We start from the raw sequence: 17911 nt of genomic DNA, 5'->3' as shown, positions 1-17911 counted from the left end.
GCAACTAGCGGATTGGTGACTAATGGTGTTTCAGGAGCGACCTATACTATTGAATACACAAGTCCAGGGATTTGTGGAATAAGCAGCACACAAACGGTAACTGTTTTAACTTTAGGAGACGCTTCTTTTAATACGACAGCAACTTGTGATGGCGGAACATCAAATATCACAGGAGATCTTGGCGGAAGCTTTACTTTTAATCCGATACCAGCCGATGGCGCAACAATAAACGCAACTAGCGGAACGATTACTAATGGTATTTCTGGAACAACCTATACTATTGAATATGCGAGTCCAGGAACCTGCGGAACAAGTAGCACACAAACGGTAACTGTTTTAACCTCCGGAAATGCTTCTTTTAATATGACATCTACTTGTGATGGCGGAACAGCAAATATCACAGGAGATGCAGGTGGAACCTTTACTTTTAGACCTGTACCAACCGATGGGGCAATAATAAACGGAGTAACTGGAGAAGTGACTAATGGTGTTTCCGGAGTCACGTATACTATAGAATATACAACCACGGGAACAGCCTGTATAGCAAATAGTACAGAAACAGTAACCGTTTTACCATCAGAAGATGCATCCTTTAATATGACAGCAACTTGCGATGGAGGAATAGCAAACATAACTGGGGTTAGTGGAGGTGTTTTTACTTTTCATATCCATCCTGCCGATGGCGCAAGCCTAGATGCAACAACAGGAGAAGTCATTAATGCTATTCCAGATTCCACTTATTCCATAATGTATTCCGTAAGTGGCATATGTAATGCAGATTTTCAAATAGTTAATTTTACCGTTCTTCCTTTACCTGTCATTGATTTAGAAGATGAATTTATATTGTGTTTAGATTCCGAAGGAAATAGTATTAATCAACCAAGAATCGATTCCGATTTATCGATGTCGGACTATTTATTCGAATGGACAGAAACAATGAATCCGGGAATTGTTTTAGGAACCAACTCGTATTACGAGCCTACACTTGCGGGAACTTATAACGTGTTAGCGACTAATATTACTACCGGTTGTTCCACCGTTATAGGAGATTTAAATACCATGACAACCGTCATTCAAAGTAGTACTCCGAGTGGATTACAGGCAATAATTACTTCGGAAACATTTGTAAACGAAAATATAATTGAAGTACATGTAAATGAAGAATTAGGGATTGTTTATGAATTTAGTTTAGATGGAAATAGTTTTGAAAGTAATGGTACAAATTCATATGTATTTTATAATGTGTCCTCTGGAGAACATGAAGTAACGGTTAAAGATGCAGAAGGTTGTGGTGTATTAAGTACAAGCGTTTTTATAATAGATTATCCTTTGTTTTTTACACCAAATAATGATGGACACAATGATACATGGCAAATTATAGGTTTAGGGAACCAAGTAGCTGCTAAAATTTACATTTTTGATAGATATGGTAAACTATTAAAACAAATAAATACTAATAATGAAGGTTGGGATGGGACGTTAAACGGACAACCACTGCCAGCTAGTGATTATTGGTTTACTTTAGAGTATAGTGATCCAAACAATAGATTAGATACTAGTAAAAAAGTTTTTAAAGCACATTTTACATTGAAAAGATAATTTTAATGAAAGATAGGAATGTATTATATTCTTTTTCCATATTATTGAAAATAATAAATGATAATAGTTTAGGGTATTAATTCTTTGTATTCTAGCTTATAAGGGGAGTATTTACTATTTCATGATAATTTAACTATAAGTTTACTAAAATTTTCTTAATTTTAAGCAATTATTTTAAATATTAATGGCTATTTAGTTGATAAGCTATGTGTTAATTAAATTACACCTTTATTTCTCTCTATGAAAAAGTTACTTATTTTATGTTGTTTACTATTTATTAACACTACTTATGCGCAGCTTATTGCTATAGATGATGTAGTTGTAGGTCGATCGGATAATCCAGGCGCAGCAAACGCAGCTGGACCGCGAATGTGGGCAAATGATTATTTTAATGGTACAGCGCTTATTAATACCACTTATGGTGATTTTACATTAACGGAAACTATTCCTGATCCTTTAGGATTTATAACTTTCAATCCATTGGGCTTTGTTAGTATTGCAGCAAATACGCCGCAAGGCATTTACTATATTACATACCAGATTTGCGAAAATGCCGTTCCTTCTAATTGCGATACTGCCCAAATAGAAATTAGAGTGTTTCCTGCTACTTATAGTGCAGGTACGGGTTCTTCACAAATCTCATTAAATACAAGTAGTGGTAGCATAAGCTGTGGTGCTAATGTTTGTATTACAGATGCTTTTTGCGTTGATTTAGATACAGGTACGATACCAACTTTAACTTTAACAGCAGATTATACAGAAGTCGGTACTTCTGATAGTTATGACGTGAGATCCATACCAGTAAATCCTCCTTTTTCTTTTGGAGATACTGCCGCAGATACACCTTTAACTACCGATGATAATTGGAGTTCCGTTTTAAATTTTGCCTTCGATTTTGAGTTTTACGAACAAAACTACTCCTCCTGTGTATTATCTACTAACGGAGCGGTAAGTTTTGATACTAGTAATGCAGGTGCAGGTCATTATTGGACTCCAGCCGCGGGAGCATTAATCCCTAATAATACAGATGCAGCTTTAAGAAATGGAAATATTTTTGGAGCTATTCATGATATGTACCCTAGAACTACAACGGGAACGGACCCAATCACTGCTGGGAGTTATAGAACAACCTATAGTATAAAAGGAGAAGCTCCTTTTAGAGCTTTTGTTTTTACATTTTTTAATGTAGGACAATATTCTTGTTGGGGAGCAACACGATCTACCCAAATGATAATATTTTATGAAACCACAAATATTATTGAAAACTATCTTTTTCAAAAAGATATTTGTGCAGCTTGGGCAGGTGGTAGAGCAGCTGTAGGGATACAAAATAATGCAGGTACAGAGGGTATTTCACCTCCTGGTAGAAATACAGGCGTTTGGAATGTTGCAACACCAGAAGCTTGGCAGTTTTATCCTAATGGAACTGCAAATACCGTTACTAGCTTTCAATGGCTAGATGAGTCTGGCGCTGTAATTGGTACAGATCCAACAGGGTTAGATGTAAACCCAAGCCAAACAACAACGTATGTAGCTCAGGTAACGTATACAGATGCTCTAACAAGTGATGTAATCTTAGCCTACAAACCAATAACGGTTGTGGTATCGCCAACGCCAGTAATTACAGTAACAAGTAGTCCAGATACATGTCCAGGTGGAGACGCGGTGTTTACTATTTCTGGTTCAGAAAACGATGTGATAGAATATAATCTTAATGGAGGAACTACACAAACGATTACTTTAGATGCTACAGAAGAATTTGTAATTACTATAACAGGAATTACAACATCACAAACACTTAATTTATTGTCTTCCGATAATTTGAATTCTATTTGTGGTGGACCATTAACTACATCAGCAACAGTAAATATTGTAGCAGCACCTGTAGTTACATTAACTTCAAACTCACCAATTTGTTCTGGTGATGATGCCGTGTTTACTTTAACAGGATCAGCAGGAGATGTTGTAGATTATACAGGAGTAACAGGAACTCCGGCAAGTCCAGTAACCTTAGATGCTTCTGGTGTAGGAACAGTAACAGTAGCTGGAGCAACAACAGATCAAACGATTACATTAACTAATATTAATAACCCAAGTGCTACTTGTGGCGGACCAGTATCTACTTCAGAGACGGTTACCATAAATGCTAGTCCAACATCCATTGGCTTAACTAGTAATGTTTCTACCTGTTCTGGAGGAAATGCAGAGTTTACTATTTCAGGAACAGCAGGAGATGTTGTTAGTTATACAGGTATTGCAGGATCTCCAGCAAGTCCAGTAACATTAGATGCATCCGGAGTAGCTTTAGTAACAGTAGCAGGTGTAACAACAGATCAAACGATTACTTTAACCAATGTTACCAATCCAAGTACAACGTGTTCGGGAACACTAACCAACACCGAAACCGTTACTATAAATGCGAATCCATCCATTACTTTAGCAAGTAATAGTAGTGCTTGTTCTGGCGAAGATGCAGTCTTTACTATTACAGGAACTGCAGGAGATATTGTAGATTATACAGGAGTAACAGGAACTCCAGTGAGTCCAGTAACCTTAGATACTTCAGGTCTAGCAACAGTAACTGTAGCAGGAGTATCTACAAATCAAACGATTACACTAACTAATGTAAGTAACCCAACTACAGGTTGTGGTGGTGCTTTATCAGAAGTAGAAACCGTTACCATAAATGCGAACCCTACAATTACATCATTAACAACAAATACAGATATCTGTTCTGGAAATGATGCCGTGTTTACTATAACAGGAACAGCGGGAGATGTGGTAGATTATACTGGTGTAACAGGAACTCCAGCAAGTCCAGTAACTTTGGATGCTTCAGGAGAAGCAGTAATTACAGTTACGGGAGCAACAGTAGATCAAACCATTACATTAAGTACGGTAACAAACACAACAACTACTTGTTCTAGTGCTTTATCGGATACGGCAACAATTACCGTAAATGCAAATCCAACAATAACATCCTTAACAAGTAATGTTTCTACCTGTTCTGGTGGAAATGCAACGTTTACTATAAATGGAACAGCAGGAGATGTTGTCGCTTATACAGGAATAACAGGAACTCCTGCAAGTCCAGTAACTATAGATGCATCTGGTGTAGCATTAGTAACTGTAACAGGAGTAACAACAGATCAAACTATAACATTAGGTTCTGTGACTAACGCAACAACTACTTGTTCTAGTCCATTAACAGATACAGTGACGGTTACTATTAATGCAAATCCAACCATTGTTTTAACAAGTAATGGTAGTGCTTGTTCTGGCGATGATGCGGTATTTACTATAACAGGAACAGCAGGAGATGTAGTAGATTATACAGGAGTTATAGGAACACCAATAAGTCCGGTTACATTAGATGCTTCTGGTGTAGCAACAGTAACAGTAGCAGGAGTAACAACAGATCAAACGATAACGTTAACTAATGTTAGTAACCCAAGTACAGGTTGTAGTGGTACTTTGTCAGAAATGGATACGGTTACTATAAATGCGAATCCAACAATAATCTCATTAACAACGAATACCGATGTTTGTTCTGGAAGTGATGCTATATTTACTATAACAGGAACAGCAGGGGATGTGGTAGATTATACAGGAGTAACGGGAGCGCCAGGAAGTCCGGTTACCTTAGATGCTTCAGGTATAGCAACAGTTACCGTTACAGGAGTAACAACAAATCAAACTATGGTGTTGTCTACGGTTACGAACCCAGTAACTACTTGTTCTAGTGCTTTAACAGATACGGCAACGATTACCATAATCGCTAGTCCAACAATAGTATCGCTAACGAGTAATATGAATATTTGTTCGGGAGAAGACGCCGTTTTTACAATAACAGGAACAGCAGGAGATGTAGTAGATTACACGGGAGTATCGGGAACACCAGCAAGCCCAGTAACTCTAGACGCTTCAGGTATATCAACAATTACAGTAGCAGGAGTAACCACAAATCAAACCATTAGTTTAACAACTGTAACGAATACCACCACTACTTGTTCTGGTACATTATCAGATACGGAAACGGTTACAATAATTGCAGCACCAACGGTTACATTAGTAAGTAATGGTAGTACATGTTCTGGAGGTGATGCAGTATTTACTATTTCAGGAACAGCAGGAGATATAGTTGATTACTCTGGGATAACAGGATTGCCAGCAAGTCCAGTAACTTTAGATGCTTCTGGTACAGCAATGATAACAGTAACTGGTGTAACTACAGATCAAACGATTACATTAGATACTGTGAATAACCCAACAACTACATGTTCTAGTGCATTATCAGATACAAATACGGTTACGGTAAATGCTAATCCTACAATAGTATCCTTAACAACAAATACAGATGTTTGTTCTGGAAGTGATGCAGTGTTTACGATAACAGGAACCGCAGGAGATGTAGTAGATTATACAGGAGTAACAGGAACTCCAGTAAGCCCTGTAACTTTAAACGCTTCAGGGGAAGCAACGGTAACAGTAACAGCAGCTACAACAGACCAGACAATTTTCTTAAGTACAGTAACTACTCCAGCAACTACTTGTTCCAGTACGCTTACAGATACCGCAACAATTACTATAAATCCTAATCCAGTCATATTATCCTTAACAAGTAATACAAGTGTATGTTCTGGAGATGATGCGATATTTACCATAACAGGAACAGCAGGAGATATAGTCGATTATTCTGGCGTGACAGGAGTTCCTGGAAGTCCTGTAACGCTAGATGCATCCGGTTTGGCTACAATAACAGTTTCGGGAGTAACAGCAAATCAAACAATTACTTTAGATTTGGTAACAAACACTACAACGACTTGTTCTAGTGTGTTGTTAGATACAGAAACAGTTTCCATAATAGCGCCACCAACAGTAGTTTTAACAAGTGATGGAAGTGCTTGTTCAGGAGAGGATGTTTTATTTACTATAACAGGAACAGCAGGAGATATAATTGATTACTCAGGAGTGACAGGAATTCCTGTAAGTCCAGTAACTTTAGATGCTTCCGGTGTAGCAATAGTAACAGTAACTAGCGCGACTGTAGATCAAACAATAGTATTAACGAACGCTAGTAGTCCGAGTACAGGTTGTAGCGGGACTTTATCTGAAACGAATACAGTTATCATAAATCCTAATCCAACAATAATATCATTAACAAGTAATTTTAGTACTTGTTCAGGAACAGATGCAGAGTTTACTATAACAGGAACAGCAGGAGATGTAGTTTATTACTCGGGAATTGTGGGAGTTCCTGCAAGTCCAGTAACACTAAATGCTTCAGGTGTAGCAACGGTAACGGTTTCTGGGGCTACTGCAACTCAAACTATTCAATTAACAAGTGTAACTACGCCAACAACTACTTGTTCCAGTGTATTATCGGATTCAGAAACGGTTATGATTATTCCATTAGAAGATGCTTCGTTTAGTATGACTCCAAATTGTTTTGGAGGAACAGCAAATGTAACAGGAACTTCAGGAGGTGTATTTATATTCGATATAGATCCTGCAGATGGTTCTATAATTGATAGCGCTACAGGAGAAGTAACAGATGCAATTCCTGGAGCTACATATTCTATTTTGTATACCACGGGAGGAACATGTAGGGATTCTCAAGTAGAAACATTTACAGTAAACCCTAGACCAATTGTAGATCTTCAGGATTCGTTTATATTATGTTTTGATAATGACGGTAATATTGTAAATGATCCAACAATAGATACTGGTTTAAGTACATTGGATTATTCTTTTGAGTGGACGGAAGCTAGTAATCCAACTACTGTTTTAGGAACAAATTCTTTTTACGAGCCTGTAGCAGCTGGAACGTATAGTGTATTTATTACAAATAATAGTACAGGTTGTGTAACGGTTATGGGAGATCCTAATACCATGTCTGTAGTTACAAATAGTATTCCGCCAACAGGATTAGAAGCTGTTATTGTTTCTGAAACATTTGCAAGTGAAAATGTTATTCAGGCAAGTGTAGATGATATTCCTGGTGCATCTTATGAATTTAGTATTGATAATGGTCCTTTTGTAAGTAATGGAACAAATATCTATACCTTTAATAATGTAACAGCAGGAAATCATACCATAACGGTAAGAGATGCAGATGGATGTGGAGATGATAGTACTACAATATTAGTAGTAGATTACCCATTATTCTTTACGCCAAATAATGATGGACATAACGATACATGGCGTATTTCTGGTATTAATCCAGATGCTGTAATTCATATTTTTGATAGATATGGTAAATTAATAAAACAACTAAGTCCTACTAGTATTGGTTGGGATGGAACTTTTAACGGACAACCTTTACCATCAAGTGATTACTGGTTTTCTTTAGAGTACAGAGACCCTAATAATTTAGAAGATACAAGTGTAAAAGAATTTAGAGCTCATTTTACTTTGAAGAGATAATTTGTAACTTATAAAATGAGAGTATTATTGGTGCTTCTTTTTCTTTTTTCTAGCTCCTTAGTTTCTGGACAACTAAATGGTGGTGCGTCTTCGTGCGTAACCGCTGAGCCTATTTGTAGTTCCACAGATTTATCTTTTTTAAATACATCAGATTATTCTACAGCGGAGCTAGGACCAGATTATGGCTGTCTTACAACGCAACCTAATCCAGCTTGGTTTTTTCTTCAAATAGGAATAAGTGGTGAAATTTATTTAACCATTCAGCAAACTAATGATTTACTGGGAGTACCTAATTTGGATGTGGACTTTATATTGTACGGGCCGTTTGTAGATACTACAGAAGCATGTAATTCTGGGTTAACCAGCTCTAATATTATAGATTGTAGTTATTCCCCAAATGGTGTTGAAAATGTTTTTATTACAAATGCTGTTTCGGGTGAGTTTTATATGTTATTAGTGACCAACTTTTCTGGAGAATCCGGAGTTATTTCCATAAATCAGAATTCTGGAGATGGTACTACTAATTGTGCTATTTTAGAGGGGTTAAAAGCCTGTGAAGGAGAGTCTATAGCGTTAAATGCGCATACTGAAAATGCAGAAACATATATTTGGTACGAGGAAGATATAGTAAATCCAGGATCTTACCTTTTAATAGCAGGTGGAGATGAAGAAGTATTTCTATCTATGCATACTAATAATTATATGGCAGAAGTTTATGATATACATGGCGGTTTGCTTAATGTATTTGAGTATGAAGTAGAATTTATTGAGACACCTATTGTTAAAGAGGATATCGAACCATATATTATATGTGATAATTTAAATGAAAATGATGGCATTGGTGCGTTTGATCTCGACTCTTGGAATGAAGAAGTTTTAAATGGTTTGAATCCAGACCTATATTCCGTTTCTTATTTTTCGTCAGAGGAAGATGCTATTGCTCATGAAAATCAACTTCTTAGTGCATATGTTAATACGTTTGCTCATGAAATAATTTATGTTAGAATTGATAATACTGCGTCCCCTATAATAGAATGCTTTAGTGTTGGGGACTTTGATTTGTCTGTTCTTTTAAATCCAATAGTACATTTAGATAATTTTTATATTTGTGAAAATACTAATGGCACGGAACTTATTGATAATCCAATTCTAGATACCGAATTATCTACAGCAGAATATAGTTTTGAATGGATGGAAATAAGTAATCCTACTACTATATTAAGTGTGGATTCGTTTTATGAACCTTTAGAGCCTGGCGTTTACAGTGTATTAGTTACTAATAATAGTACGGGTTGTACCACAGCTATAGATGATGAAAATACGATTTCACAAGTAATAGGTAGTTATACACCTACAGCTTTATCGGTTGAAGTTATTTCTGAAGTATTTAATAGCGCGAATGTTATTGAAGTGCATGTTAATGAAGAATTAGGATTAGAAGGCAATTATGAGTTTAGTTTGAATCATGGTGTTTTTGAAGGGAATGGTAATAGTTATACCTTTAGTGATGTTATTATGGGTGAAAATAGTATTACCGTGAGAGATATTAATGGTTGCGGACAAATAAGCACTTCCATATTAGTAGTAGACTATCCGTTAGTTTTTACACCCAATAATGATGGGTATAATGATGTATGGCGAATTACTGGTATTAATCCGGATGCCGTAATTTCTATTTTTGATAGATATGGTAAATTAATAAAACAATTCAATGCTGCTAGTATTGGCTGGGATGGAACTTTTAATGGACAACCAGTGCCTCCTAATGATTATTGGTTTTCTATAGAGTACAAAGAGCCAAACATTGTTAATGGTATAGGTAAAAAAGAATATGTTTCTCATTTTACTTTAAAGAGATAAAAGCAACAAATAATAATATAAAAAAACCGGAACAATGAATGTTCCGGTTTTTTTATATTAAATAATTATTTTAAGGTTATAAGTTAAAACTAACAGACATAGTCACGTTCGCATTTTTACTATCTAAATTTGCTGCATCCGTTAAACCAACTTGATATAGTTGATAGTTCGTTTCTCTTTGCCATTGATCGAAAGTTATATCTAATTTTAGTTTTCCAAAATTATATCCTAAACCTAAAGAATATCCTGTTAAGTCTCCAATGGTTTCTTCATCCTTATATGGGCTTTCTTCCATTCTATAGCCACCTCTTAAGCTAAACTGCTTTATTTTATATTCACCACCTATTTTATACGTAGCTGCAGTCGTTAATCTATCGTTCATGATATTATTCTGATAAGCAAAATCTATATCCGACGCCGGTTTAAATTTAGTATTGCTGTAGTCTTTTAAAGAATAATCAAAACTTAATAAACCACGAGTTCCAAAAACATAAGCTAAGCTTCCTGTTAACTTCCCTGGTGTTTTTAAATTGTATTGTTCGTATAAATTGAGTACTCTTGGATTGATGTTGGCGTTGTAAAAAGTGCCGCCATCTTCTAATGCAATTCCATCATAACTCAACGTTTTAATAGATTGGCTGGTTTCATCTTCTATGGTGTACCAAGTTGGTGTGTCATAAGATAAACCAACTCTAAATTGTTCTGTAACCTTAAAAATTCCTCCAAGTTGTAATGAGATTCCAGAGCCAATTGTTTTTAAGTTATTTTCAAAACCAACTTCATTAATTAGGGAACCTGTATTATCATTTCCTTCAAATAAATAAGTAGAACGTTCGTAGTTTATAAAATGCGTGTTTACGTTTACTCCTAAATATAGGTTTTCGCCATATTGAGTAGAAGCATTAATGGTGAATTTTCCATTATAACCAGTTGCTGCATAGGTGTATTCTTGGTTGTATTCTCCATCTCCGATATTCGAAGTGTAAAAGATGTTATCATCTGTATTCGCATCTGGTTCTAAAATATAAGATTCATAACCTAAAAAAGCCTGTTGGTTTTGATCTCCATAGGTGACACCAATATCACTATATGCCTCTCCATAAGACTCTCCTTCAAAACGTGAAATACGATCTAATCGTAATCCGTCTGCATTTTGTAAAAAATAATCACCAATAGAATTGTTATTATTTGTCCCTTGAGCAAACCAATCCGTATTGTAATCTTCTATTTTATTGTAAGTAACACCTAGTGTGAATTTTTTCCAATTAGAATTAGCGTTTCCATTATTAAATATAAAGGCAGCACCAATTTGGTTTAAATCGACATTCGATTCTGAGTCATTATTTTTTCCATTAAAATATCGAGTATCGGTCTTTTTGTTTTGATTAGATAGGGATATAGAAATGTGGCTATCGTTAAAAACGGAAGAACCTGCAGGATTAATAGTTATGGCACTCATATCTCCACCAAGTGCTCCAAAAGCACCACTTAATGCTCTATATCTTGCAGTTCCTTGAACGTCATCTTTGGCATAACGTAGTGCATCTGTAATGTCTTGTGCGTAAGTTAGCGACATAGACATAAAGCCTATGCACAGTAAGATTCCTTTTTTCATGTATAAATAATTTAATTAGTATAAATAAAACGAGCTAACACCTTTAAAAATAAAATGGTTAGTTAGCTCGCTAGTGATTTTTTAATTCTGAATTTATCTTCTACTACGACTACTTGAAGAACTGCTTCTAGTAGAAGATGAACTACTTCTAGTTGATGAAGAGCTGGATGTAGAACTACCTCTATTAGATGAAGATCTTGGCGTAGAATACGTGTTGCTTCTTGGTGTTGTTGTAGTCGTGTTTGTTTTAGTTCTAGTGGATTGTACTCTAGGTTTAGTCGTTGTTCTAGGTTTAGTCGTTGTTCTAGGTTTTGTTGTAGTAGTCCTTGTTCTAGGTCTTGTAGACGTTGAAGTACTCGTTCTAGGTCTGGTTGTTTGCGTTGTTGTACTATTTCTTCTTCTAGGAGTAGTTGTTCTCACATTAGATCTAGTTGTGTTTCTACCGTAGATAGCACTATTTCTTCCGTTAATTATACTGTTACCACGTCTTGAACTGTGATATGCTACACTATTTCTACCATGGTAATTGTTATACCCATAATTATTCCAGTATGGAGAATGGTAATATCCTCCATAACCATATCCGTAAAAGCCACCATAATAAGGAGAACCCCAGAAAGGATCATAAAAGCCAGAATATCCCCAACCAGAATTCCAATAAGAAGAATAACCATATCCATAAGGTCTATTCCAGTAATTGTTGTATCCATAACCTCCAAAGTTAGAGTATACGTTTATGGTTACATCGTTATTGTCTTGTCCCCAACCTGCGTAAGATTGTGGTTCTGTAGTTTCTTGTTCAACATAATTACCTTCATAGGAATCAATATCTGTAAATACAGCATCTTCCTCTGTTATGTAATCATATTCTGTAGCGTTTTCTTGAAAATAATTTTTGTAGTATAAGCTGTTTTCATCATTAACTACATCATTGTGTTCTACAGGTTCTTGCGTCGATCCATAAATACCATCATTATCTTCGCTAACGTATTGTGATGAACCACATGAGGTCAAAACAAAAGCAATAGCTAATAGTGCTAAAAAGGGCATTTGTGCTTTGGTGTATTTTTTAAATTGCATATCTCTTAAGATTTTATTGTTGAACTATACAAAAATAGTTAGTTTTGCTGAACTATTTCATTATTTAACATAGTCACAATATTTGTGCCAAAACCCTGTATATGAGCAAAAAACTAACAAGTAGAGCAGAAGACTACTCCAAATGGTATAACGAATTGGTTGTAAAGGCTGATTTAGCAGAGAATTCAGCAGTTCGCGGTTGTATGGTTATTAAACCTTATGGATATGCCATTTGGGAAAAAATGCAAGCAGAATTAGACAAAATGTTTAAAGAAACAGGACATCAAAATGCCTATTTCCCTCTTTTTGTACCTAAAAGCTTGTTTGAAGCAGAAGAAAAGAATGCGGAAGGCTTTGCAAAAGAGTGTGCCGTTGTTACACATTATAGATTACAAAACGATCCAGATAACCCAGGGAAACTTCGTGTGGATCCGGAAGCAAAACTAGAAGAAGAATTAGTGGTAAGACCAACTAGTGAAGCTATTATATGGAGTACCTTTAAAGGATGGGTGCAATCCTATAGGGATTTACCTTTATTAATAAACCAATGGGCAAATGTAGTACGTTGGGAAATGCGTACTCGTTTATTTCTTCGTACTGCAGAGTTTTTATGGCAAGAAGGGCATACGGCGCATGCAACAAAAGGAGAAGCCGTTAAAGAAGCAGAATTAATGAATAACGTGTATGCCACTTTTGCAGAAAATTTTATGGCAATGCCTGTTGTTAAAGGTGTGAAATCTGAAAGTGAACGTTTTGCGGGTGCAGATGAAACCTATTGTATTGAAGCTTTAATGCAAGACGGAAAAGCATTACAAGCAGGTACCTCTCACTTTTTAGGTCAGAATTTTGCAAAGGCTTTCGATGTAAAGTTCACCTCTAAGGAAGGAAAGAAAGATTATGTATGGGCAACATCTTGGGGTGTTTCTACAAGATTAATGGGTGCTTTAATCATGACGCATAGTGATGATGAAGGATTAGTATTGCCTCCAAGTTTAGCGCCAAACCAGGTGGTTATTGTTCCTATTTATAAAACAGATGAGCAATTTGAAGAAGTAAGTAAAATTGCAAACCTGATAAAAAGTGACTTAAATGCAAAAAACGTTTCTGTAAAATATGATAATAGAGATGGGTATAGACCAGGAGCTAAGTTTGCACAACATGAATTACAAGGAGTGCCATTACGTATTGCTATTGGACCAAAAGATCTAGAAAATGGTACTGTAGAGATCGCTAGACGAGATACAAAGACAAAAGAAGTGATTGCAATAGACAATTTAACTTCTACAGTAGAGCGTTTATTAGAAGAAATTCAGAATAGTTTATACCAAAAAGCACTAGATTTTAGAGATTCTCACATCACTGAAGTGGAAAATTTCGATGATTTTAAAGATATTTTAAAAAATAAAGGAGGTTTTATTTCTGCGCATTGGGATGGTACAACAGAAACCGAAGATAAAATCCAAGAGATCACAAAAGCTACAATACGCTGTATACCAATGGATACAAAAGAAGAAGATGGAAAATGTGTATTTACAGGAAACCCTTCTAAACGTAGAGTGTTGTTTGCAAAAGCATATTAATTCATTTTTTTTGAAAAAAATATTGCTTAGCTATTGCAACATTTAAAAATAGTTGTATTTTTGCATCCGCAATGGAAACGTTGTGAGTTTTTTGAAAAGTATTGTAAGTTTAAAAATAATTTATTGCAGGTTTAAAAATTATTATTATATTTGCAATCTCAAAAGCAAAAAAGGCCCGTTCGTCTATCGGCTAGGACGCATGGTTTTCATCCATGTAAGAGGGGTTCGATTCCCCTACGGGCTACAATTTTTTAATAAAAAGAAAAAAACAAACAAATGGCAAATCATAAGTCAGCGTTAAAAAGAATTAGAAGTAACGAAGCTAAACGTTTAAGAAACAAATATCAGCATAAAACAACGCGTAATGCTATCAAGAAGTTACGTGAGGTAACGGATAAGAAAGAAGCAGATGCTTTATTTCCTTCTGTAATATCTATGTTAGATAGATTAGCGAAGAAAAATGTTATACATGCTAATAAAGCTGCGAACCTTAAGTCTGGTTTAGCAAAGTATGTTGCTGCTTTATAAGTCGTAAAAACTTCTACAAGAAATTATAAGAAGCTTCTCCATTGGAGGAGCTTTTTTTGTTTACTATATTTAGATTAGGTGTTACTAACTGCGTTAGGGATAGCAACGGTTAGCTTTTGGCGAGCGTACGCTTCGAGCCAAAACTAGTAGTGCATAGCACGACCCTTGTGGTAACGCCTAAATAGTTAAGTGAATAAGTATATAAGAAGCGCATAAAAAAAGCCTTGAGACGATTCTCAAGGCTTTTTTATGTATTATATGTGAAGTGGTTTTATCCGTTCATAGAAATTAAAAACTCTTCGTTGTTTCTGGTTTGTTTAAATCTTTCATTAATAAACTCCATCGCTTCTACAGGGTTCATATCTGCAAGGTATTTACGCATTACCCACATTCTTTTAATGGTTGTTTCATCTAATAGAATATCATCACGACGTGTACTGGATGAGGTTAAATCAATAGCAGGGAAAATTCTACGATTAGAAATCTTACGATCTAATTGTAGTTCCATGTTACCAGTTCCTTTAAATTCTTCAAAGATAACTTCGTCCATTTTCGAGCCTGTTTCTGTTAAAGCGGTAGCTATAATAGTTAAAGATCCTCCATTTTCAATGTTACGTGCTGCACCAAAGAAACGTTTTGGTTTGTGTAATGCATTTGCATCTACACCACCACTTAATATTTTACCAGATGCTGGTTGTACCGAGTTGTATGCTCTTGCAAGACGTGTAATAGAATCTAAAAGAATAACCACATCGTGCCCGCATTCTACAAGACGTTTTGCTTTTTCTAAAACAATATTTGCGATTTTTACGTGCTCGTGTGCTTCTTTATCAAAAGTAGAGGCAATAACTTCACCACGCACATTACGTTGCATGTCTGTTACTTCTTCTGGTCTTTCATCAATTAGTAAAATCATTTGGTATACTTCTGGATGATTTGCTGCAATAGCATTTGCAACATCCTTTAATAACATGGTTTTACCAGTCTTTGGTTGGGATACAATCATACCACGTTGTCCTTTACCAATTGGCGCAAACAAATCCATGATACGTGTAGAAATAGTAGCTTGCTTTTCAGCAATGTTAAATTTTTCTTGTGGAAATAAAGGCGTTAAATGCTCAAAAGCAACACGGTCTCTTACCACATTTGGATCTTGACCATTTATTTTACTCACTTTAATTAATGGGAAATATTTTTCACCTTCTTTTGGCGGACGAACATTTCCTAAAACAGTATCTCCAACTTTTAATCCGAACAAACGAATTTGCGATTGCGATACATAAATATCATCTGGTGATGATAAGTAGTTATAATCTGAAGAACGTAAAAATCCGTAACCATCTTGCATAACATCTAAAACACCTTCACTTTCTATAATAGCATCAAATTCAAAATCTGGTTCTCTATAGCGATTTCTGGTGTCTTTGTTTCCGTTATTTCCAGCGTTTTTATTCTGGTTTTGGTTTTTATGTTGCGGCTTTTTGTTTTCTCTAGGCTTTTCTGCTCTTTCCGGTTTGTCGCTGGTAGAATCTGTTTTTTCTTTTTGCGCTTTTTGCGGTTCTCTTTTTGCTTGCGGCTTTGGTCTTGGATTAGGTTTAGACTTTGGCTTTGGTTGTTGTTTTTCTTCTACTTTAGTTTCTGTAGTAACAACTTCTTCGCTTTTTTCTGGAGTTGTAGGAGTAGTTGGCGTTGTTTTTTGCACTGCTGGTTTTGGAGTAGCAGGCTTTTGAACTCTTTGTCTTGGTTTTTTTACTTCTGTTTTTTCAACAGGTTTTGCCACTGGTGCAACTGCTGCTACAGCTTTAGGATTTGCAGCTTGGTGATCTAGTATTTGATATACTAAGTCTAATTTTTTTAAAGTACGGTACTTAGATACGTTTAAAGTTTTAGCTATTTCCTGTAATTCAGGTAGCTTCATTTCTTTTAATTGTGTGATTTCAAACATTATGTTGAATTGAATATTTTGTGTTAGATATAGAATTTGAATTATTTTGAAGAAAATAGATCTTATTCTGAAGAATTAACAAGGTATAACCGTGTATGTTACATATTGTTATTGCAATTATACAACTTTATTTTAAGTTTTTCTGTCCTTTTTATAAAAGAAACTGTTATTTTTGTCTTCAAGATTTAAAGAATTTTATGATTCAACGTATACAAAGTATTTATCTTTTATTGGCCGCAGGAGTTTCTGCAGGTTTAACTTTTGTGTTTAATTTATGGACTACTGTAAATAACACTTTAGTTTTTGCAAAAGATAATATGTTGTATTTTGGATTGTTTTTAGGCTCAGCAGCTTTATCTTTAATCTCTATATTTATGTTTAAAAATAGGAAGTCGCAATTTATGTTGGGACGACTTAACATCATATTAAATCTTTTTTTACTAGGATTATTTGTGTATCAATCGCTAAACGTATCTGGAGAGACTAACGTTTCTGAGAAAGGTATTGGGATTTTTCTTCCTATTATTTCTATCGTGTTATTAGTTTTAGCTAATAAGGCCATTAAGAAGGATGAAGATCTTGTAAAATCTGTAGATAGATTACGATAAACCTATCATCTTAGTAGTATTAGTGCGTGAGCCCAAGGTGAAGATCTTGGGCTTTTTTTTGCCTAATTTTTTGTAAGAAGGAAGCTTTTGCCTATTGATAATTTTGTTTAATCTTTAGGCGTTTTTATTTCTTAGATTCAATAACTTCTAAATCTTTAATCGTTGTTCCTTCAATAACAAAACGAAGCATAGTTCTTACTTGTTGAAATCCGTGTTTGCCAGCAGCTCCAGGATTCATGTGTAATAGGTTAAGTTTTTTGTCTTGCATCACTTTTAAAATATGCGAGTGACCAGAAATAAAAAGCTTTGGCGGGTTCTTTTTTATTTCGTCTCTTATTCTAATATCGTATCTATTTGGGTAACCGCCAATGTGTGTAATCCAAACATCGACACCTTCACACATAAACCTATTGTTTTCTGGGAATTCCATTCTAGCTTCGTTGTTGTCAATGTTTCCATAAACAGCACGTAGCGGTTTTAATTTTTGAATAGCATCTGTTACTTTTAAATCGCCAATATCACCAGCATGCCAGACTTCATCCGCTTGTTTTACATGCTTTAATATGGCATCGTCAATATAACTATGTGTGTCTGAAAGTAGGAGAATTTTAGTCATGCATACTTCCCACGAAAGTGGAAATCTATTTTTTAGGAATTAAGATTTATAAAG

General features: G+C 35.3%; 10 protein-coding genes and 1 tRNA gene. 7 read left to right on the top strand and 4 right to left on the bottom strand.

Features of this window, described 5'->3' with window-relative positions:
• From ACVCXO_RS03675 to ACVCXO_RS03665, 3 genes are all read left to right on the top strand, one after another.
• The coding region (locus ACVCXO_RS03675) for a T9SS type B sorting domain-containing protein (protein ID WP_452228241.1) at positions 1-1599 on the top strand (1599 nt) is incomplete at its 5' end.
• A 240-nt stretch (positions 1600-1839) separates the two neighbouring features.
• Entirely contained in the window at positions 1840-8025 is a 6186-nt protein-coding gene (locus ACVCXO_RS03670) for a T9SS type B sorting domain-containing protein (RefSeq protein ID WP_452228240.1), read from the top strand.
• Positions 8026-8040: 15 nt separating this feature from the next.
• On the top strand, positions 8041-9885 hold the full coding sequence (locus ACVCXO_RS03665; protein WP_452228239.1) for a T9SS type B sorting domain-containing protein: 1845 nt from the start codon (positions 8041-8043) through the stop codon (positions 9883-9885).
• 76 nt (positions 9886-9961) lie between these two features.
• Here ACVCXO_RS03665 and ACVCXO_RS03660 read toward each other — a convergent pair whose 3' ends face one another.
• Together ACVCXO_RS03660 and ACVCXO_RS03655 are read right to left on the bottom strand one after the other, a co-directional pair.
• Positions 9962-11500 carry an OmpP1/FadL family transporter gene (locus tag ACVCXO_RS03660; protein ID WP_452228238.1) on the bottom strand — a complete coding sequence of 513 codons (1539 nt, stop codon included), beginning with the start codon at positions 11498-11500 and terminating at the stop codon, positions 9962-9964.
• A gap of 93 nt (positions 11501-11593) precedes the next feature.
• The gene (locus tag ACVCXO_RS03655) at positions 11594-12580 is read right to left on the bottom strand and encodes a hypothetical protein (RefSeq protein ID WP_452228237.1); all 987 of its coding nucleotides are present in this window, start codon (positions 12578-12580) and stop codon (positions 11594-11596) included.
• A 101-nt stretch (positions 12581-12681) separates the two neighbouring features.
• Between ACVCXO_RS03655 and proS the strand changes: the two genes are divergently transcribed.
• The 3 genes from proS (at position 12682) to rpsT (ending at position 14688) form a co-directional block, all read left to right on the top strand.
• On the top strand, positions 12682-14160 hold the full coding sequence (gene proS, locus ACVCXO_RS03650; RefSeq protein ID WP_452228236.1) for a proline--tRNA ligase: 1479 nt from the start codon (positions 12682-12684) through the stop codon (positions 14158-14160).
• 172 nt (positions 14161-14332) lie between these two features.
• A tRNA-Glu gene (locus ACVCXO_RS03645) sits at positions 14333-14404 on the top strand.
• Positions 14405-14436: 32 nt separating this feature from the next.
• The gene (gene rpsT, locus ACVCXO_RS03640) at positions 14437-14688 is read left to right on the top strand and encodes a 30S ribosomal protein S20 (RefSeq protein WP_452228235.1); all 252 of its coding nucleotides are present in this window, start codon (positions 14437-14439) and stop codon (positions 14686-14688) included.
• Between the two features lie 271 nt (positions 14689-14959).
• Here the strand turns inward: rpsT and rho are convergent, their stop codons facing one another.
• Positions 14960-16633, bottom strand: a complete 1674-nt coding sequence (gene rho, locus ACVCXO_RS03635; protein WP_452228234.1) for a transcription termination factor Rho — start codon at positions 16631-16633, stop codon at positions 14960-14962.
• A 197-nt stretch (positions 16634-16830) separates the two neighbouring features.
• Between rho and ACVCXO_RS03630 the strand changes: the two genes are divergently transcribed.
• Positions 16831-17241, top strand: coding sequence for a DUF4293 domain-containing protein (locus ACVCXO_RS03630; RefSeq protein WP_452228233.1), 411 nt, complete (start codon positions 16831-16833; stop codon positions 17239-17241).
• 124 nt (positions 17242-17365) lie between these two features.
• On the opposite strand, the gene ACVCXO_RS03625 is transcribed toward ACVCXO_RS03630, so the two are convergent.
• Positions 17366-17857, bottom strand: a complete 492-nt coding sequence (locus ACVCXO_RS03625) for a metallophosphoesterase family protein (RefSeq protein ID WP_452228232.1) — start codon at positions 17855-17857, stop codon at positions 17366-17368.
• Positions 17858-17911 lie beyond the last annotated feature (54 nt).

The sequence above is a fragment of the Lacinutrix sp. MEBiC02404 genome (assembly GCF_053601575.1).
Note: the sequence above shows the minus strand (reverse complement) of the source record. Positions and strands in the feature narration are given on the sequence as shown.

Excerpts from the sequence above, each read along its gene's own strand:
- ACVCXO_RS03665 (WP_452228239.1), top strand. The coding sequence starts at position 8,041 with ATGAGAGTATTATTGGTGCTTCTTTTTCTTTTTTCTAGCTCCTTAGTT.
- ACVCXO_RS03660 (WP_452228238.1), bottom strand. The coding sequence starts at position 11,500 with ATGAAAAAAGGAATCTTACTGTGCATAGGCTTTATGTCTATGTCGCTA.
- ACVCXO_RS03655 (WP_452228237.1), bottom strand. The coding sequence starts at position 12,580 with ATGCAATTTAAAAAATACACCAAAGCACAAATGCCCTTTTTAGCACTA.
- rho (WP_452228234.1), bottom strand. The coding sequence starts at position 16,633 with ATGTTTGAAATCACACAATTAAAAGAAATGAAGCTACCTGAATTACAG.
- rpsT (WP_452228235.1), top strand. The coding sequence starts at position 14,437 with ATGGCAAATCATAAGTCAGCGTTAAAAAGAATTAGAAGTAACGAAGCT.
- ACVCXO_RS03625 (WP_452228232.1), bottom strand. The coding sequence starts at position 17,857 with ATGACTAAAATTCTCCTACTTTCAGACACACATAGTTATATTGACGAT.
- ACVCXO_RS03630 (WP_452228233.1), top strand. The coding sequence starts at position 16,831 with ATGATTCAACGTATACAAAGTATTTATCTTTTATTGGCCGCAGGAGTT.
- ACVCXO_RS03670 (WP_452228240.1), top strand. The coding sequence starts at position 1,840 with ATGAAAAAGTTACTTATTTTATGTTGTTTACTATTTATTAACACTACT.
- proS (WP_452228236.1), top strand. The coding sequence starts at position 12,682 with ATGAGCAAAAAACTAACAAGTAGAGCAGAAGACTACTCCAAATGGTAT.